14 protein-coding genes and 1 pseudogene are annotated in these 17,916 nt (G+C 71.1%); 5 read left to right on the forward strand and 10 right to left on the reverse strand.

Features of this window, described 5'->3' with window-relative positions; genetic code table 11:
• Positions 1 to 70: 70 nt before the first annotated feature.
• Positions 71 to 469: a hypothetical protein gene (locus AB0O21_RS25285; protein ID WP_365174222.1), complete on the reverse strand. Its 399-nt coding sequence runs from the start codon at positions 467 to 469 to the stop codon at positions 71 to 73.
• A gap of 243 nt (positions 470 to 712) precedes the next feature.
• On the reverse strand, positions 713 to 1,291 hold the full coding sequence (locus AB0O21_RS25290) for a helix-turn-helix domain-containing protein (RefSeq protein WP_365174224.1): 579 nt from the start codon (positions 1,289 to 1,291) through the stop codon (positions 713 to 715).
• 126 nt (positions 1,292 to 1,417) lie between these two features.
• On the opposite strand from AB0O21_RS25290, the gene AB0O21_RS25295 reads away from it, so the two are divergent.
• A complete protein-coding gene (locus tag AB0O21_RS25295; protein WP_365174260.1) occupies positions 1,418 to 2,203 on the forward strand; it encodes an NmrA/HSCARG family protein in 786 nt (261 codons plus the stop codon).
• A 1,313-nt stretch (positions 2,204 to 3,516) separates the two neighbouring features.
• Here AB0O21_RS25295 and AB0O21_RS25300 read toward each other — a convergent pair.
• The 3 genes from AB0O21_RS25300 to AB0O21_RS25310 all read right to left on the reverse strand — a co-directional run bounded on the left by AB0O21_RS25300 (position 3,517) and on the right by AB0O21_RS25310 (position 9,480).
• The gene (locus AB0O21_RS25300) at positions 3,517 to 6,495 is read right to left on the reverse strand and encodes a hypothetical protein (protein WP_365174227.1); all 2,979 of its coding nucleotides are present in this window, start codon (positions 6,493 to 6,495) and stop codon (positions 3,517 to 3,519) included.
• Positions 6,496 to 8,355, reverse strand: coding sequence for an HSP90 family protein (locus AB0O21_RS25305; RefSeq protein WP_365174229.1), 1,860 nt, complete (start codon positions 8,353 to 8,355; stop codon positions 6,496 to 6,498).
• Positions 8,356 to 8,592: 237 nt separating this feature from the next.
• On the reverse strand, positions 8,593 to 9,480 hold the full coding sequence (locus AB0O21_RS25310; protein WP_365174231.1) for a hypothetical protein: 888 nt from the start codon (positions 9,478 to 9,480) through the stop codon (positions 8,593 to 8,595).
• Between the two features lie 415 nt (positions 9,481 to 9,895).
• On the opposite strand from AB0O21_RS25310, the gene AB0O21_RS25315 reads away from it, so the two are divergent.
• A complete protein-coding gene (locus tag AB0O21_RS25315) occupies positions 9,896 to 11,008 on the forward strand; it encodes a hypothetical protein (RefSeq protein WP_365174233.1) in 1,113 nt (370 codons plus the stop codon).
• 66 nt (positions 11,009 to 11,074) lie between these two features.
• On the opposite strand, the gene AB0O21_RS25320 is transcribed toward AB0O21_RS25315, so the two are convergent.
• The 3 genes from AB0O21_RS25320 to AB0O21_RS25330 form a co-directional block, all read right to left on the reverse strand.
• Positions 11,075 to 11,683 (reverse strand): DUF6529 family protein, encoded by a 609-nt coding sequence (locus tag AB0O21_RS25320; protein ID WP_365174235.1) that lies wholly within the window; start codon positions 11,681 to 11,683, stop codon positions 11,075 to 11,077.
• Between the two features lie 175 nt (positions 11,684 to 11,858).
• Entirely contained in the window at positions 11,859 to 12,398 is a 540-nt protein-coding gene (locus AB0O21_RS25325) for an alpha/beta hydrolase (RefSeq protein ID WP_365174237.1), read from the reverse strand.
• Positions 12,391 to 12,717, reverse strand: a complete 327-nt coding sequence (locus AB0O21_RS25330) for an alpha/beta fold hydrolase (protein ID WP_365174240.1) — start codon at positions 12,715 to 12,717, stop codon at positions 12,391 to 12,393. The genes AB0O21_RS25325 and AB0O21_RS25330 overlap by 8 nt, the downstream gene beginning before the upstream one ends.
• A 568-nt stretch (positions 12,718 to 13,285) precedes the next feature.
• On the opposite strand from AB0O21_RS25330, the gene AB0O21_RS25335 reads away from it, so the two are divergent.
• Both AB0O21_RS25335 and AB0O21_RS25340 read left to right on the forward strand, forming a co-directional pair.
• A complete protein-coding gene (locus AB0O21_RS25335) occupies positions 13,286 to 13,549 on the forward strand; it encodes a hypothetical protein (protein ID WP_365174242.1) in 264 nt (87 codons plus the stop codon).
• A gap of 612 nt (positions 13,550 to 14,161) precedes the next feature.
• On the forward strand, positions 14,162 to 14,455 hold the full coding sequence (locus tag AB0O21_RS25340) for an antibiotic biosynthesis monooxygenase (protein WP_365174244.1): 294 nt from the start codon (positions 14,162 to 14,164) through the stop codon (positions 14,453 to 14,455).
• Between the two features lie 100 nt (positions 14,456 to 14,555).
• Here AB0O21_RS25340 and AB0O21_RS25345 read toward each other — a convergent pair whose 3' ends face one another.
• Positions 14,556 to 15,275 (reverse strand): alpha/beta hydrolase, encoded by a 720-nt coding sequence (locus AB0O21_RS25345; RefSeq protein ID WP_365174246.1) that lies wholly within the window; start codon positions 15,273 to 15,275, stop codon positions 14,556 to 14,558.
• 481 nt (positions 15,276 to 15,756) lie between these two features.
• A complete protein-coding gene (locus AB0O21_RS25350; RefSeq protein WP_365174249.1) occupies positions 15,757 to 16,956 on the reverse strand; it encodes a S8 family serine peptidase in 1,200 nt (399 codons plus the stop codon).
• Positions 16,957 to 17,470: 514 nt separating this feature from the next.
• Here AB0O21_RS25350 and AB0O21_RS25355 point away from each other — a divergent pair.
• Positions 17,471 to 17,824 (forward strand): annotated as a pseudogene (locus AB0O21_RS25355) (transposase family protein); the annotation flags it as partial.
• Between the last annotated feature and the right edge of the window lie 92 nt (positions 17,825 to 17,916).

Consider the following 17,916-nt stretch of genomic DNA (forward strand, 5'->3'; position numbering starts at 1 on the left):
AGCGACCAGGGTGGCGAACCGGCTACACGATCTACGATCGCCAGCCGGCCAGGCCACTGCAATCAGTCGTTCATCGAGTCGGCATGCCGCCATGAGGACTGTTTACGACCATGGCCAGTGACCCAGCGGCAAGGTAGTAGTGATCCGGGAAGTACTCGATGTGCTGGTGCCCGCCGTCGTCCATCTCCGCAATCGACTGAACCTCGTCAGCGAGCGCCACCAAGCCCAGCCGATCACCCTCGATGAGCAGAGCGCTGCGCTCCGAGTCAACCCGGACACGGACACCGGGGCCGCTGGTGCTCACCACCTCGACCGAAGCCAGTTCAGTGCCCCCGAAGGTCGGTTCAGCCGAGGCGGTGGTTTCCGTGCCGCCCTTCCCCGCGGCGAGGGCGAGGGCCAAGGCGGCGAGTTCCCCCGCACCGCCCGAGACGTCCACCCCATCCTCACCGGGAAAGAACAGAACCCTCATCCGCCACAACCCCTTCGGTTCCACAACGCGAGACTCAACGATCCAAGCAATTGCCCATGATCAACGCACAGAGCTCGGCGGTCCATACCCCACAGGCTGCTCGGTCGCCGGCAGCCATAGCTGGGTTGAGCGTCCAATGCGGTGCCCGCGGCCGCCACCCAGTCGCCCAGTACGCCCAGCACGCGGTGCATCTCGTGGGCGTTACGGCCGAAGAGGTATGCACCGTGTTCGTGAGAACCGGGATCAGTGCGTCCGTACGCCCTCGATGGCGATCGCCAGCAGCAAGTCGGCCTCTGCTGGGCCGTCGATCTCCCGCTCGGTGGCCAGCGCGATCGCGCCGACGAGCTTCAGCAGTGGGGTGATGGTGATCCCGGCGCGCACTGCGCCGGCCGCCTGAGCGCGCGCAAGAAGGGCGTCTCCGACAGTGGTGACCATGTCGTGGCAGGTTTCGCCCAGCGCCGGGTCCGCGTCCCGCATCAGCGAGGCCCCCAGGCCCCGGTTGGCCGCGGCGTGCGCGCCGACGGCGTGAAGCCAGGTGGACAGCGCCTCGCCGGGGTCGGGTTCGGCGAGGAGGTCGTTGGCCTTCGCGCACAGAGCGGCCACCCGGTCCTTGAAGACGGCCTCCAGCAGTGCCTGCCGGGAGGGGAAGTGGCGGTGCAGGGTCGCCGAACCGACTCCGGCCCGGCGGGCAACCTCCTCCAGGGAGGCGTCGGCGCCCTGCTCGGCGATCAGGGCCCCGGCGGCGGCCACGATCTTCTCGGCGTTGCGGCGAGCGTCGGCCCGCATCGGCCGGCCTGGCGGGGTGGCGGCGCCTGCGGGCACGGGGACTCCTGACGGCTTGATATACGGGGTGGCCCTCCATATCGCAGCGAACAAGAAACGGAGGGCCACCCCACTTGCGGGCGGCTTCCCTTCCGCATGGACGCGATGGAGATGTTCGTGGATCTGATGAAGAAGACCGTCGTGGTGGCGGGTGCGACCGGCCTGCAGGGCAGGGCCGTGACCCGTCACCTGCTCCGCGACGGCTGGCAGGTGCGCGCCCTGACGCGAGACCCGAACGGGACTCAGGCCATGGCGCTGGCGCAGGCCGGCGCACAGGTGGTCCGAGCACAGATGGAGGACGTCGACTCCCTGACCGCCGCGGCCGAGGGCGCCTGGGGCTTGTTCAGCGTCCAGCCCACCGTCGGCTCGCCCGGCACCGCGCCGGACTTCACCGCCGACGACGAGGTGCGCTGGGGAGTGAACGTCGCCGAGGCCGCGCACGCCGCGGGCATCGGGCACTTCGTCTTCACCTCGGTCGCCGAAGCGGACCGGCACCTTGAGGAGAAGCTGCCGGTGAACCTGGTCAGCAAGTGGCGGATCGAGCGGCACATCGCCGCGCTCGGCCTGCCCGCGACGATCCTGCGGCCGGTGTCCTTCATGGAGAACTTCACCGGCGGTTACGCATTGCGGAACGGGAACCTGTCGACCGGGCTCGCGCCGGAGGTTCCCCAGCAGATCATGGCCGTCGACGGTGTCGGCGCCGTCACCGCGCTGGCGTTCTCCCATCCCGAGGAGTGGATCGGCCGGGCCGTCGCCCTGGCCGGGGACGAACTCACGCCGGTTCAGATCGCCGCGGCCATCGGGAAGGCACTCGGCAGACCACTGCCCTACGTCCAGATCCCGATCGAGGCGATCCGGGCCCTGAGTGAAGACTTCGCCTACGCCAACGAGTGGCTCAACGAACACGGATAGCGCGCGGACATCCCCGCCACCCAGGAGATCCACCCCGGCACGATGGACTTCAGCAGGTGGCTGGAGCGTACCGGCGCGTCCCAGATCGGCGCGTTCCTCGACTCCGCGCGCACCGTCGGGCAGGGCGCATGAGCGTCCGCGCTCACGGCCTCGGGCACGTGTGGGTCTGGGCGGCGGACTTCGACCACCTCTCCGCACCAGAGGTCCGTGAGGCTGCCGCCGCGGTCGAGGACCTCGGCTTCGGCACCCTGTGGTTCCCCGAGACCACGGGACGGGAAGCCATGGCGCAGGCCATCCGCGGCCACCGCTCCCGCCCGGCTCTGGCCAGATGCGCACCCACCTCGACGCACGGGACCACGGCCCGTTCGGGCCACCCGGCCCGGCCGCCTCACCGAACCGCGTACTCGCCGCCCTGGACCCCGGCATGCTCGCCCTCGCCGATGAACGCGCCCGGGGCGCAACAGTGCTGGTCATGCCCGTCGATTACACCCGAGCAGCCAGAACCGCCCTCGGAAGGGAGCAACTCGCCTTGCACCAAGCCGTCTGCCCCGTCCCGCCCCCGTAGGGATCACGACCCTGTTGGACCTCGCGCAGAGCCGGCTCGCTCGTCGGCTTCCGCAGAGCCGCGGCCCGAACAGCAAGCTGTCTGTCTCCGGCCTCCCGGGCCCTGGCTGCGTACTCGTCACGGGTTGCGGTGAACTGCTGCGTCTGCCAGGCCCTGGCCACGGCAGACTGCAGCGCGGGGCCCTGCCCAACCCGCCCGGCACCGACTCGGAGAGGCTCAGTGGTCAGCGCGAGCGGGGCCATCGCGGCTGCCGCAGTGTCTTGAACGGCGTTAGCGGTCATGGAAACCGGGACACGCCGACCAGGACGGTTCCAGCGAGGAAGATCCCAGCGCCCACTGCCATGAGCCAAGGGAAAGCGTTTCCTGACGGGGCGAAGGCGATCAGACTGGAGAAACAGCAGAGGCCGCTCCCCGTCAGCACCTGACCTATTCCATGAGGCACAGGACGTAGGACCCGGGCCCGCTCCCATGGATGGATCCACCCAGTGAGAAGCTCAACCACACCGCTTATCGCTACAGCCAGAGCAACCGCGATGAGCGCCCCCAGCCCCACATACTGCATCACGCCTCCCCGGCGGCCATCGTGGCACACCAGCGCGCCAGGACAGGAGTGGCTGCCGCGAACGATGTCCGCTCCGGCCATCACACTCCGACAGCGACAGCGACAGCGGGCAGCAGGCGTGCACGCCGTCCGGTGCCCTGCCGAGACGACGTCCCTCGGCAGGGCACCGGCACCGATGCGCCGGTGCTAGCGCTTCGTGTAGTCCTCGCGGAGGGCGTCGAGGATGCCGGCCGCTTCCGGGAGGTCTGCCGCGCGACAGCGGGCCGCGGCCGTCGTCAGTCGGGCCACCGCCTCCCTGACGCGGGCAAGGCCGTTGCCCTCGATGAGGGCAGCGATCCGGACGGCTTCGGCGCGCGGGACCTCGCCCTGTTCCCCGCCTTCCTCGTTGGCGGCGATCGCGGCCTCCGCCTCGGCCAGGGCCTGCTCGAAGCGTTCGGCCTGCGCGAGCACGCGGGCGCGCCGGTAGTGCACGTTGCCGCGTTCGTACCAGACGGCGAAGTCGTCCGTGTCCTGCGGTACGGCGGCGAGGAGCGCGTCGGCCCGCGTCAGGTGCTCCAGGGCCTCGTCCAGGGCTTCGGGTCCCCTGGCCTGGAGGGTGAGCCGGGCGAACTCGCACATCATGTGGTTGATCAGGGGCGGGTTCGGTGCCTCGGCGTGCGCGGCGACGGCCCTCTCGTACGCGGTGGCCGCCGCGTCCCACCGGTCGGCCAGCGCCAGCGCGGTCGCCGCCTCCGCCGCCACCAGGGTGAGGACGGCGCGGTCCTCCTCCCACGCGGCGACGGTGTCCGCGAGCCGCAGGAACTCCTGGGCCGCGGGCAGGTACTCCCCCAGTTCCCGCAGTCCTCGCGCCAGGGTCAGGCGGCCCTGGGCGAGCACCCGCTCGTCGCCAGAGGCCGTGGCCTCACCGGCGAGTACGGATTCCAGGACGGCAACGGCGTCGGCCTGTCGGTCGGCCCGGGCCAGCACGTCGGCGAGCTGGAACCGTACGTCCGTGGCCTGGTCGTGCGCGCCGTCCTGGTCGAACCGCGCGGCCGCCTCCGACAGGTGGCGCACCGCGCCGCTCGTGTCGTCGAGGTGTGAGGCCGCGTGCCCGAGCAGCGCGTACGTCGGGGCCACCGCGAAGTCGGTGTCGTCGTACCGGGCCGCGTCGGCGAGCGCCCGGTGCAGGAGTTCCACCGCCTCGGCCGGCTCCCCCTTGCCGAGCATGACCTGGGCGAGCAGGGCGCGCGGGCGCGAGCCGCGCCAGGGCCGGCCCGAGGCGTCCACGGCCCCGAGGGCGGCCCGCAGGGCCTCCTCGGCCCGTTCGAAGTCACCACTGCGCGCGGCCAAGTCCCCGGCGAACTGGAACGTGTTCGCCACGTGGTGCGGCGCCGACAGGCGCTCCGCCTCCTCCCGCAGCGTCCCGGCGTACTCCTCGAAGCGCTCCGTGGCGGGGCCCGTGGGCTCCGGCAGGGTCCGCGCCACCTCCTGGTAGGCGGCGAAGGTGGCCGAGTACAGCACGGTGAGGTACTCCAGCTCGACCTCCGACGGCCTGGCGGAATCGGCGGCCGAGCCCGCACCAGGCGAACCAGGCGCGGCGGGCGTCAAAGGGGCTTCCGTCTTGAGGAGTTCCGCCTCGGCCAAGACGGCGTCGAGACCGGTGCGGGCCGCCTCGGGGTCGGCGTCCTCGGACGCGCTCAGCCAGGCCAGGCTCCGGGCCCGCGCGGAGAGCGCGTGCCACGGCATGCCCAGTCCCTCGTACAGCGCGGCGGCCCGCTTCAGCTCGGTGCTGCTCTCCGCGTCACGGTCGTCCATGGCCAGCCGGAACCCGCGCTGCTCGGCGAGCTCGGCCCGCAGCAGTTCCTCCGGGCCGAGTTCGTCGTCGTGCGTGGCGCTGCCGTCGGCGAGGCGCTCCTCGATCCGGGCCCAGAGCCGGGTCTCACCGGGGTGTCCCGCGAGACCCAGGCGGCGTGCCTCGCGCACCAGGGCGACGAACTCCTGCGGGATGTCCGTTGCCGTGGCGGGCGCGGGGGCGGCGGTTGCCGCGGCGCCCGCAGCGGAGGGACGGGTGAGGGACGTACGCAGGCCCAGTGGCAGCGGCTCGTCGAGGAGCGGGCGCTGCGCGAGGCGCTTGCGGCGGGCCTCCCCCACGGCGCTGGTGGCGTTGCGCGCGTCGAACGCGGTGGTGAGCCGGCCGGCTTCGGCGCGGACGTGCGCGAGGAGTTCGCCGGCGGTCCAGTTGCGTCCGGGCGGGCCGGCGACGGCCGCGTCACCGTGGCCGTCCTCGACGAGGCGGGCGAGCAGCACTTCGGCGCCGGTGAGGAAGCCCAGGCGGTCCAGGGGCGCGCCGGTCGCCTCGAACAGCGGGCGGTTCTCCGCGAGGATCTCCAGCCCCCGCCCCTCGTTGCGGGAGAGGGCGCAGAACTCCAGGTGGAGGCCGACCTCGTGCTGCATGCCGGTGTTGCCCCGGACCAGACGGTAGCCGGTGAGGTGGTGGGATCGTGCCTCGTCGGTGTGGCCGGCGCGCAGCATGGGCAGGAGGACGCGCGCCTGGCTCATCTGCGGTTCCTCGGTGCAGCTCATGCCGCCGCCGAGGACCGACTGCCAGATCTCCAGCGCTCCGGCGTCGTCGCCCGAGGCCACCCGGTGCTGGGCAAGGTGCCGGATCTCGCAGGCCTCGCAGTCGCTCAGCTCGGTACGGGGTCGGGTGACCCAGAGGTCGTAGGCGTCGGCGAGGCCTTCGCCCGTGTGGCGCGCGACGTGGTAGCGCATCGCCGAGACCGGCTGCATGCCGTGGCCGGCGTCCGTGTAGCGGGTGCGCATCTGCTCGATCCACCCCTGGATGGTGGCCAGGGGCATGTCGGGCACCTGGAGCAGGGAGGTCGTCACCCACTTGAACCGCCAGAAGACCTGGTGGGCCTCCCACTGGCTGAAGGCCTGGGGGGCGGTGTCCCAGAGTTTCAGCAGGCGGGCGAACACGACGGGCGACTTGCGGTGCTCGCCGGTGAACTCGTACGCCGACATCAGCTCCAGCAGGGCGGTGACGAGGACGTCAGGCTCGTCGGGCCTGTCAAGGGCGTCGGCCGCCTCGACGATCTCCTCGGCGATGATGGTGCGCTGCAGGCCGTGGGGGCGGTCGTTGTTCTCGCGGAGCGCTTCGACGACGGCCTCGGGGGTGTCCAGCATCTACAGTTCCTTCCGGGGCTCGGAGCCGGGTGCCGCCGTACCGGTGTGCATGGCGTGGGTGAGCAGGCCGATGAAGGCCCGGTTGAGCAGGGCGCTCTCGCTCGCGCGCAGGGGCCGGCGGCTGAGGAGCAGGGCCTGCCCGTAGAGGGCCTCGGCGGTGGTGACGGCCAGTCCGCGCTCGGTGATGGTGATGGCCTGGCGGACCAGCGGGTTGAGGTGGTTCAGGACGAGCTGGGCCCGCGGGGTTTCGTGGCTCAGCGAGCCGAGGATGTCGGCCCACAGGCCGTCGCTGTCGGCGGCGAGGCTCGACCGGGTCCGCTCGTGGCGCGCGTCCCGGTTGTCGAGGACCAGGGCCGGGGCGGTGACGGGCTGGAAGTCGCGCAGGACGACGTCGCAGTCGTGGACTCCGATGGTCTCGCGGGCGACGGCGAGGAAGGCCGCCGCGCGCAGTTCGGCGGACGGGTCGACGGCGTCGAGGTGGGCGGTGACGGTGGCCGGGTCGAGGTCGGTGACATTCGTGCCGGGGCGGATCTCCGGCAGCCGGTGCACGAGGTCGCGGTCGTACGTGTAGCCGCCGTTGACGACGCCCAGTCCGGCGGCCGAGGCGATGGGCGCGACCTGGCGGAACTCCTCGACGCTACGGGTGACCAGCAGCGTCGGGTGCGTCCGCGCGAACTCCTCCAGTGTGACGTTGCCGTCCGTGGTCTCGAACGGCAGCCACGGCAGCACGATGCGCAGCAGCTCGTCGTCGTAGCGGGCGAGCGCCTTGACGGCGAGGTGGTGGGTGTCGATGAAGCGGTGCAGCAGGGACGGGTCGCTGGCCGCGAGTCCGGTGAGCCAGTCGCGGATCCGGTCGCCGAGGGCGTCGCGTACGGCGGACAGGGTGCCGTCCTCGTACAGGGACTCACGGGAGGCGGTGGGTCGCAGGCTGGTGGTGTCGACGACACAGCGTACGAAGAACGCCCACTCCGGGAGCAGTTCGGGCGCCTGGTCCGTGAGGAGCATGCCCTTGAGGTGCACGCGGTGGCCGGCGCGCTGGGCCGGGCTCATGGCCGTGGGCAGGACGTACGCGACGCCGCGCAGCCCGGCGGCCGGCAGGTCGAGCTCGATGGTGTCGAGGGGGGTGAAGTCGAAGAGGGTGCGGCAGTAGGCGGTCATCGCCTCGCGGCGGGCCAGCGGGGAGCGGTGGGCCCGTTCCCACGGGGGTGCTTCGTTGATCCGGTGGGTCTCGCCGTGCGGGTCGACGACGGTGACCTCGTGGCGCAGCAGTCCCCCGTAGTGGCGGGCCAGGGAGACGACCTGCTGCGGGGCGGTCCACTCGGCGTTGTCCGCGCGCGGGGTGAGGCGGACGGTGGTGCCGGGCTCGGGCACGGCCGAAGCGGGCAGGGTGCGGATGGTGTAGCGGCCGTCGGAGTGGCCCCGCCATTCGACGGCGGGTGCCGAGGGGTCGGCGGCGGACCGGCTGACCACGGTGATCTCGTCGGCGACGACGAAGCAGGCGAGCAGTCCGATGCCGAACTGTCCGATGAAGTCGCCGCGGGCGGCGTCGACGCCGGCGCCGTCCAGGACACCGTCGGGGGTCCGCTTGGAGCTGCGGCCGATGGTGGCGAGGAACCGGTGGACGTCGGCCTCGTTCAGTCCGATGCCGGTGTCCGTGACGGTGAGGCCGTCGCCGGTGCGCACCGTGATGGTGGCGGGCGCGCCGGGGTCGACGGCCTGCCGGGCGGTGATGGCGTCCACGGAGTTCTGCAGCAGTTCGCGCAGGTAGACGCGGGGGCTGGAGTAGAGGTGGTGGGAGAGCAGGTCGACCAGGCCGCGCAGGTCGACCTGGAAGGTGTGGGCAGTCTCTGAGTTGGGCACCTGACGGAGTCCTTTGATGGGCGCGCGGCACGGCGGGGCCGGGCGGATACGTGAGGAGGCCGGGCGGCTGCTCGGGGGCGGGGCGGAGGCGGGGGTGACGGCCCTCGGAGCGTGGGACCGCCCGGGGGGTGGTGGCCCGCGGGGCCTTCACAGACCCGCGGTCCCGCGGTCCCGCGGTCCCGCGGTCCCTCGGTCCCTCGGTCCACTCGGTCCCGTGGGGCCCGCGCCGCCCGCGTCTCAGCGTCCGGCCGACGAACGCTGCTCGCGGTAGGCCGCGGCCGGGTCGGAGCCGTTGAGGTAGTACCAGGGGAACTCCGTCACGCGGCCGTCGGTGATGCCGAAGCACTCCCGCGCAGCGTCATGGTCCCCGGCCAAGGAAAAAGCCATCGCGAAGGTGTTGAGGACCTGGAGCCCCCCTCCGCGAAAAACGAAGTCCGGGTGACGGAAGGAGTAGTCGGCGGCCTCCCGCAGGGACGCGGTGACCTGGGGCCGGCGTATGTAGGCGGCATCCTGTCCGGCGTCGAGGGAGAGCCAGTGCTCGAGGTGGGCGATCGCGACGAGCTGGCCCAGCTGCGTTCCGGCAGGGGCGCCGAACGCGGACGCGCGGGCGAACGCGTGCATCTCGTCGTGCGATCCGCCCCACTTGTCGCAGACCTGCTGCAGCTGCTGCTGGTGCGCTCCCAGGTGGAACGGGTCGCGCCGCACCGTCGCCTCGAAGCGGCGTCGCGCGGTCGTCTGCCCGACCTGGAGGCCTCGGCCGGTGATCTGGAGGCCGTACCAGGGAGAGGTCCACAGCGGTTCGCGCTCCGCCACCTCGTACAGGTGCTCCTCGGCGGTACGCAGTCGCGCGTGGAAGACATCGAACTGCTCGCGCGAGACGTCCTTGGCCCGCGCGCCGGTCCGCGCCTCCCAGCCCCAGCTGATGTGGCGTATCCCCGAAACGAGCCGGGGCAGGGCCGCCTCGGGTTCCGCTTCGAGAACCCCGGCGATCCACCGCTCCACCCCCGCCGTATCACCGACGGCCCACAGCAACTCGGTCCGGTCCTCGCTCTCGGGACGCGCTTCGAGCACCTCGCGTACGGCGGCCCAGTCCGCTGCCGCAGCGGCCTCGCGCACGCGTCGCACGTCGGGATCGCCCGAGTCCTCTTGGACCCGCGCGACAGGCCTTCCGGCCCATTTCCCCAGCGTGAGCCCCCATTGACGGAGCAATGCCATGCCCCCCACCCCTTGATACGTTCGAACGAGGAGGGCATTGGTCACCTCCCGTGAGGGTAGTGACTATCACGCCGCACCGACAATCGCACATCCGTTTCCCGAGACCCTCCCGACCTCGGTCGTCGGTCGTCGCTCGCCGCGGTCGTACGAGCCGACCCGGGGCACCGCATTCAGCGGAGCCACCACGGGGGCCACCGACCCGCCGACGCCGTTGCGCACTCTGCCTCCGCCCACGGCACGTCCGAGGGCCCACCCGCTCTGACCTCGCCTTATCGTTGGCCTGGACTATTGCGAAAAGTGATCGGTTCGGGAAATATTCCCCGCCGTGACCATCTTCCTCGCCGTCACACTCGGCGTGATCCTCATCGTCCTCTACCACCTCTTCATCACCCCCGGCCGTGTCGACCGCTGGGTCGGAAAGCGCTTCGTGGCGTCCGACTACGGCCTTCCGCCCCGCGAGGTGCTCGACAACCGGCGGCCCGGTCCGCCCCCGTCGGCCCATGGGATGCAGGAGAGGCAGGCCGTTGCCGACGCCGCGTGGGAAGGCGACTGGAGTTCCGCCGATCGATACGTTCGGGCGGCGGGCGAGGACTGGGACGAACGCTGGACCCGGCTGGAGCTCCTGCAGCACATCGCCGGGACGGACGACGCCTGGCTCCGCGCCTGGCGTGCCGCCGAGCCCGGGAACTGCGACGCCGCAACCCTCCACGCGAGCCTCATGGTCCACCGCGCCTGGGAGATCCGGGGCAGGGGCTACGCCCACGAGGTCTCTGCCTCGAACATGAACCACTTCCGCACCCTGCTCCCGGCCGCGATCGAGGAAGCCCGGAACGCCGCGCTGCTCGACCCCGCGAACCCGGGACCCTGGGTCGTCATGGTGACGGCAGCGCGCGGAGCGCAGTACGACCACGCGCGGTTCAGGCCGCTCTGGGAAGGGCTCGTCGCCCGCGCACCCCACCACTACGAGGGGCACTGGCAGGCCCTCCAGTACTGGTGCGCCAAGTGGTTCGGCAGCAACCGGCGGATGATGCGGTTCGCCCGCCAGGCGGTCCGCAAGGCCCCGGCCGGCAGCCCGCTCGCGGGGATCTACCTGCACGCGCTGAACGAGCTCGCCGACCGGCCCGGCGCTGTCACGCTGCCCGTCACGCCCATGACGAGGAGTCTGCTGAAGCAGATCGCCGCCTCGTTCGACCAGGTCGCACCCGACGACGAGCGCCTGCCGGTACTGCGCCACCTGCTGGCCCACTACATGCTCCGGTCGATGATGTACTCGGCCGCCCTGGAGCAGTTCCGCCAGATCGGACCCTGGTGCGGAGCCCACCCTTGGAGCAAGGCCGGGAATCCTGTCATGGCGTTCGAAACGGCCCGCGGCACGGCCGCGAAGCTGTCCCGAACCCGTCCCGCCCCGACCCCGCAGGTCCAGGGGATGGCACGCTGAGGGCCTGGGCAACGGGACCCTCGCGCGGCCCCGACACCCGACGGCTTCGGCGTGCTCGTCCGGCCGTCACATCCAACCCGGTGGCACGTGCCGGTACCCGAGCGACAGCACCGTCACGCTGTTTCCGTTGAAGTGCCACAGCGCACTCGTGTACCAGAGGACCACCACCACGACCACCAGCGCGCCCCCGGCCAGCGGCAGGGCCCAGCCCGGCAGGCGCCGGCTCTGCACCAGCAGGACCTTCGCGGCGAACGCCCCGTAGAGGAAGCAGCCCGCGATCGAGTGCACTGCCACGCGCGAGCCGGTCAGCTGCACGCCGTACGCCTGGACGCAGTGCACCGCGATCGGGACCGTGAGGGCGAACAGCACCACACCGCCGATCCGGTGGGCGATCGGCACCGGGCCGGGGACCCGGCGCACCCCGGGCAGCCGCCCGTACATCCACAGCGCCAGCAGCAGCTGGAGAGCGGCGATCGCCAGGACGGCGGTGGCGAGCTGTGCCTTGAGCCGCAAGGCATCGGCGCCCGCCCGGCCGAACAGTGTCGCGGTGTAGTCCGGCGTGTTCGCCCGGCCGAACAGGAACACGGCGACGAAGACGGCAGCTGCGACCGCCAGCGCAAGTGCGAGAGCGAGCCTGGCTTCCGGGCGGCGCAGAGCGGGCCGGGCGTTCGACATGGTGCCCTCGTCTCGGATGGCTGAGGGTTGGTGGTGTGCCATCCCTTGTACTCGCCCGGTGCGGCAGATGGCGGCCGACGCGGCCGGAGCGACCTCGGCTCCCCACGGGCACGGCGCCGAAGCAAGCGGCGCGCGGGCGGCCACGGGGCCACTGGGGAGCAAGCCACCGAGCGCTTCAGTCGGCCGGTCGGCCGCCCTCTACGCGATGGACAAGTGCGGCAATGTGGGTGACGAGCTCGGGCCACAGCTCCTGCGGAAGGTTGTGCCCCACCCCCTCCAGGAGCACCAGCCGGGCATCCGGGACGGCGGCAGCCGTAGCCCGGCCGCCACTGACATCGCACACGGTGTCGGAGGCGCCGTGCACCACCAGGGTGGGCACCCGCAGGGCCCGCAGCCGCTCGGTGCGGTCGCCGGTCGCTACGACCGCGAGGCCCTGACGCTGCATGCCGAGGGTGTCGTAGCCGCGGTCGAAGACCCGTCCGGCCCGCTCGGCCGCGGCGACCACGTCGAACTCGAACCCCGGTGACGCAGCCAGGGCCAGGGCTCGGACCTGCCACTCGATGAACGCCTCCCGGTTCTGCGGCGGCCCTCCCAGCACGGCGAACATCGAGAGATCGGCCTCGCCCACGCCGGGTTCTCCGGTCCTGGACATCATCGACGTCAGCGAGCGCACCCGGTCGGGATACTCGATCGCGACCTCTGGGCGATCACCCACCCATCGAGGAACCGACGAGATGCGCGCCGGTCAGGCCGAGCGCGTCGAGCAGGCCGACAGTGTCGGCCGCCAGGTCGGAGAGCGAGTAGGACACCGTGGAGAGGTCACCGGCCAGGGCCGCCGGGAAGTCGGGGACGGGCGCGTCATGGAAGTGCGTCGACTGGCCGCTGTCGCGAGTGTCGAAGCGGATCACCTGCAGGCCGCAGTCCACCAGCGCCTGACAGAATCCCTCGGGCCAATTGATCATCTGTGCGCCGGCTCCCGTGATCAGAAGGACCGGTGGTGCATCAGGGGCACCGAACCGCTCCCACGGCGCCATAACTCCAGGGCAATGCCAGGCCGTTGACGACGGCATCACAGTCGTTCCGCAGGAGGGCGGCGAAGCCCTGAACCGGCGATGCTCCTTGGTCGACGTCGCGGGTCATCCAGTGCGTCAGGTCACTGGCGTGGCGTTCGCGGGCGACGCCGGCCCCTTGACCGGCGCACGCAAACGTCGACGTACTCCCCCGGTGGGGCACTTGTGTCTTCCGAGCCCACTACGAGGAGGCCGTACATGCAACTCTTCCACACCGCCGCACTGGCGACCGCGACGCTGTTCGCTGCCGCTCTACCCACCGCCGTCCCACCAGCCTGGGCGGACAACGAGCCGGCGCGCGCCGCTCGTGCCGTCACCATCGCCCAGCAGCGGGGGCATCCCGCGACTCTGTTCCCCGGCACGACGAGGACAGCGGCGGCGTCCTGCCCGGAGCTGCGGGTCCCGGTTCGCACTGGGCGGTGGAATCCAGACCGGCGAGGATACGTTCGCCAACCAGTCGTCCCAGCAGAACGGCCCCTGGGCGGCGCGGGCGAAGTACACGAACTACGACCCGGACGCCCCGCTGTCCTTTGTGCGGGCGCTCATCACCTGCTCGAACGCGAAGCCCACCGAGGGGTTCAGCAGCACCGTCAGGCTGGCGCGCGGACAGGTCGCCACCGTCCACGCGGAGTGCCCCGCCGGGCACGTGCTGACCGGCGGCGGCGGATCGGCCAGTCCGGACGTCCTCTTCAACTCCGCGGCACCGACGGCGACGGGCTGGACCGTCCGTGCCACCAACACGGGTTTCGACTCCCGGGACAATGTCTGGGCCATGGTCTTGTGCACTGCCCCCTGACCGTGCCCGGCCTACGTTGGCTGTGGGAGGATGCCGTCCATGATGTGCATCCGAAGGGGCCGTGCCTCGTAGAACACCAGCGTCACTTCGGTCGCGGAGGCGCGGCTGGGGAAGACCGCGGGTTCGGTATCGCGATGTCCCAGGACTGTCGGGGGCCGCGAATGCCGCCGTCCGTGTGCTCGAACGGGAGCGATGGTCTCCGGGCATCGTGGCGGTGGCGCTGAGCGTGTGGTCCGTGCGCGTCCACGGCACGGAGCGCCGTTGGAGGCAGTGGGAGGCCGAGTTCGTCTGCCCGTGCTGCGGCGAGGGCTGGGCCCGCGACAAGCTGCAAGAGGCTCTGTTCATGCTTCCGCCAAGGGCCGCCGGCGAGCTGCGGGTGCAGGTCGAGCGTCTGGACGCGGTGCTCCTCGGGCGAACGCATCACGAGCCGACGGCGGATTCCGGCTCGGCGTGGTGGCATCGCAGGTGCTGACCGCACCCACGTCGCCCCCTGAGCGCTGACTCGGGCAATCGACTACCTCGGGCGCCGCAACTCACCGCCGGCTGCCACCAGGCATCAACCCGACACGACGGGTCGGCGGACTTCCCGAACCCAGAACGGGGTGATCACGCATGGTCAACGTAGGGCTGTTCGTCCGGATCGAAGCCCGGCCGGGGCGCGAGGAGGAGGTTCAGGCAGCCATCACCGCGGCACTCACGGACGTCGAGCAAGAACCGGGCACCACCGTTTGGCTCGCACTCCGCCTCGGCCCCACCACCTTCGCCGTCGTCGACGCCTTCCCCGACCAGGAGGCCCGCCAAGAGCACCTGGAGGCCGGCCGTGCCCGCCTGGCCCGGCTCCCTGAGCTGCTCGCGCAGCCGCCGACGATCGAGTACACCGACATCCTCGCGGCCAAGATCCCGTAGCTGCCCGCTGATTGACCATCACCATGTCGGCGACTCCGTGCCCCAACGACCTCGCCCAGTCCACACGAATTGACGCCGGCGGGACCACCCGGCACGGCGATCACCTCGGCCGAGACGTCGCCACCTGAGACTCCCGTGGCGCCGCGCCGATGAGGTGGTCCCTCACCTCCGCGTAGACGCCGGCGTCCTCGGTGAACGCCGTGTGCTGCAGGCACGGAGCCTGCGTGTTCACGGCACCGGTGAGGGCGACGCTGCTGCCGGGGTTGATGATTGCGTCGCAGGAGGACCACCAGGTGGCGTAGCGGGTGGGTCCGGGGGTTTCGTCGCCCGTGTTGAGCGCGTTGAGGAAGGCGGAACCCGGGCGCATCTCGATGCAGGACGCCCCACCGCACCAACGGGCGGTGTTCGTACCGTGGTTGGGGCCGGCAAGGGAAACCCAGGCGTCCACCTTCGCGTCGCCGCCGAGGTTCCTGAGGTAGTAGCGGGATGACAGGGAGCCCATGGAGTGGGTGACGACATCCACCCTTGCGGCTCCGCTCTCGGCCAGGACACGGTCGATGGTGGAGGCGAGTTGCGAGGCGGTGGTGGTGTTGGACTGGGAGGTCTCGTACGTCCACTGGTAGAGGCGGTCGGCCGGCCAGCCGTCCGAGCGGAACCGGCCGGCCATGGTGTTCCAGGCCGCGCCGTCACTGTTCCAGCCGTGCACGAAGACGACCGGATCGGGCGGAGGAGAGGCGGCAGGGACAGCCGCGGCCGGTGCGGCGCAGACGGCCAGTGCAATCAGGACGGCGGGGAGCAAGCGGAGCATCGGCGCGTTCACGGGCCGTTTGTAGCGGTCCCGCCCGCTCCGCCAGGGGCCTGAGCCGCGGACCATCACCCGTCCGGCTGCTGTCGTTCACTCCAGGAACGTCTTGGCGGAGCCGTTCGACGGCGCCTGCCATGCGACGCCGGGCATCGGCTTCCTCGCGGTCGCCGCTCTCCCCAACGCCTTCGGAGAGGGGCCTCGTATTCCTGGGCGAGGTTCAGAGGGGGCGGCATCCCCGAGGGTGTTTGGCGGTCGAACTCAGAGCTCAGAGCGTTCTTGATCGGATTCTTCGTCCGGTCGACGTAGGTCCTGTCGTCGTCCACGTCGATCCGCGAGACCGTATCCGAGGCGCCCGCCTTTCGGGCCGGCATGGCTCTGCGTACGCCTGAGCGGCCCTCCGTTGTGTGGAGGGCCGCTCCGCGCGGGTCGGCCGGCCTGGGGGGACGGCGCGCGGTGGCGTTCGTCCGGTCCTACACCGATCCGCTGTGCAGTGCCGTTACGGCGCTGTCCTCAGCAGCTTGTTCACGGTGCCGGAGGACGGGTTCTTGATGGCGCCCGCCGTCGCCGCCCGGGTCAGCCCGGCGGCCGTTTCGGCCGGTGTCGCCGACGGGTGGGCCGCCAGATACAGGGCCGCGGCACCCGCCACGTGGGGGGCGGCCATCGACGTCCCGGAGATCGTCTTGACGCCGGTATCGCTGTCGTTCCAGGTCGACGTGATGTCCGAGCCGGGCGCGTACAGGTCCACCACAGGGCCGAAGTTCGAGAAGTCCGACTGCTTGTCGTCCTTCGTGCTGGACGCGACCGTGAGGGCCTCGGGCACCCGGGAGGGCGAGCCCTGACCGGCATCGGAGGACTCGTTGCCGGCCGCCACGGCGAAGGAGACACCGGAGGCGATGGCACGCTTGACGGCCGCGTCGAGCGCCTCGTCCGCGCCGCCGCCGAGGCTCATGTTGGCGACCGACGGCCCGGAGTGGTGCTGCGTGACCCAGTCGATGCCCGCGACGACCTGCTCGGTGGTGCCGGATCCGTTGTCGTCCAGCACCCGCACCGCGACGACCTTGGCCTTCTTGGCGACGCCGTGGGAGGTGCCGGCGATGGTGCCCGCCACGTGCGTGCCGTGGCCGTTGCCGTCGTCAGCGGTCTCGTCGTTGTCGATCGCGTCGAAACCGTGAGCGGCCCGACCGCCGAAGTCCTTGTGCGAGACCCTGACGCCCGTGTCGATCACGTACGCGGTCACCCCCTCGCCGCCGCTGTCCGGGTACGTGTACTTCTGATCGCCGGCCGTCTCGGCCTGGTCGATCCGGTCCAGGCCCCATGACGGGGGCTTCTGCTGCGTCTCGTTGATGCTGAAGCGCTTGTTCTGCACGACTGTGCCGACGGCCGGATCCGCTGCGAGCTGTTTGGCCTCCTTCACGGTCAGACCGGATGCGGAGAAGCCGTTGACTCCAGAGCTGTACGTGCGCTCCAGCTTGCCGCCGTACTTCTTCGCCAGGTCCTCCTTGTTCGCGGATGCGTCGAGGATGATGACGAAGCTGCCGTCCACCGCGCCCGGGGCGCCGAGTCCGTGGACGGTCCCTTCGGCCGGTGTGGCCGCCCCGGCAAGGGGGCTCGCGAACAAGGCCGCTGCGGCAGCTGTCGCGGCCCCCGCGGCTATGGCCGCGTTGCGAAGGGAGTTGGATCGTTTGTGGGTTGCCATGTAGAGGGTGCTCCTCGTCTTGACGTGTGGGGCGTCAAACGTTCTGAAGAACCCTGTTCCGATTGACAGGAGCAAATCAAGAGCGAACCGGGGGTACGGACTTGTTCAACAAGGTTTCTTAAAAAGCCCTCCACGACACCCCCATCTCGTACACACGTTCACACGAACTCCCTTACGAAACAGGCACGTTCTGGGTCACCCGCAGAAGAACCGTTCGTTCACGCGGCGGGCACCGCGGGTCCGGGTCGGCGCACCGGCTCCTCCTACGGCAGCAGCCGCTGCCCCGTCACCCCCGCCCTCGCCCCCATCCACGCAGTGGGACCGCACCGCAAGGATCAGCGCGCGGGCCCCGCGCCGATCTCACGCCGGAGGGGACCGTCACGGCAGGCTCGTGAGGTCGACCTCGCAGCCCGACTTCATCCTCCGCAGGACGTCGTCGCACTTAGTCAAGCCGATGAGCTGACGAGCTGACGAGAACAGGAGGCTCGCGTGCCGGCCCGGCGCCCAGCCGTGGATCACCACTGGACTTCGCCATCAGCGTGCCGGCGAGCGCGCGAGGAGCCTGTTCGGGAAGCTGGCGACAGTGCCCCGGCGCGAGCAGGCTTACGCGGCTCGCAAGGGCCGACGGTGGAGCCTTCCCCTTGAACTCCGGGCACTGCTCGTCACGGCGTACTGGCGCAAGACCTTGACGATGCGCCGGCTGACTCCGCTGTTCGGGATGTCCAAGTAGGCAGCGGACCGCATCATCGACCACCTCGGGCCGATGCTCGCCGTCCAGCCCCGTAAACGGTTCGCCAAGGACACCGTGTTCATCGTGGACGACACCCTGGTCCCCACCCGCGATCACACCGTGGGCGTACAGTCGAAGACATCTCATGTCGTTGGTAGGTCAAGTAGGCGCTCAGGCCGCGAGCTCGAGGGGTGCCGCGAAAGCACGATCGGGGTCGAATAGCGTGCGGC

Source organism: Streptomyces sp. NPDC091371, assembly GCF_040684275.1.
Classification (GTDB): Bacteria; Actinomycetota; Actinomycetes; order Streptomycetales; family Streptomycetaceae; genus Streptomyces.

What these genes read in the sequence shown, in the direction of transcription:
- AB0O21_RS25285 (WP_365174222.1), bottom strand. Translation starts at nt 469, where the DNA reads ATGAGGGTTCTGTTCTTTCCCGGTGAGGATGGGGTGGACGTCTCGGGC.
- AB0O21_RS25295 (WP_365174260.1), top strand. Translation starts at nt 1,418, where the DNA reads ATGAAGAAGACCGTCGTGGTGGCGGGTGCGACCGGCCTGCAGGGCAGG.
- AB0O21_RS25300 (WP_365174227.1), bottom strand. Translation starts at nt 6,495, where the DNA reads ATGCTGGACACCCCCGAGGCCGTCGTCGAAGCGCTCCGCGAGAACAAC.
- AB0O21_RS25320 (WP_365174235.1), bottom strand. Translation starts at nt 11,683, where the DNA reads ATGTCGAACGCCCGGCCCGCTCTGCGCCGCCCGGAAGCCAGGCTCGCT.
- AB0O21_RS25330 (WP_365174240.1), bottom strand. Translation starts at nt 12,717, where the DNA reads ATGGCGCCGTGGGAGCGGTTCGGTGCCCCTGATGCACCACCGGTCCTT.
- AB0O21_RS25340 (WP_365174244.1), top strand. Translation starts at nt 14,162, where the DNA reads ATGGTCAACGTAGGGCTGTTCGTCCGGATCGAAGCCCGGCCGGGGCGC.
- AB0O21_RS25350 (WP_365174249.1), bottom strand. Translation starts at nt 16,956, where the DNA reads ATGGCAACCCACAAACGATCCAACTCCCTTCGCAACGCGGCCATAGCC.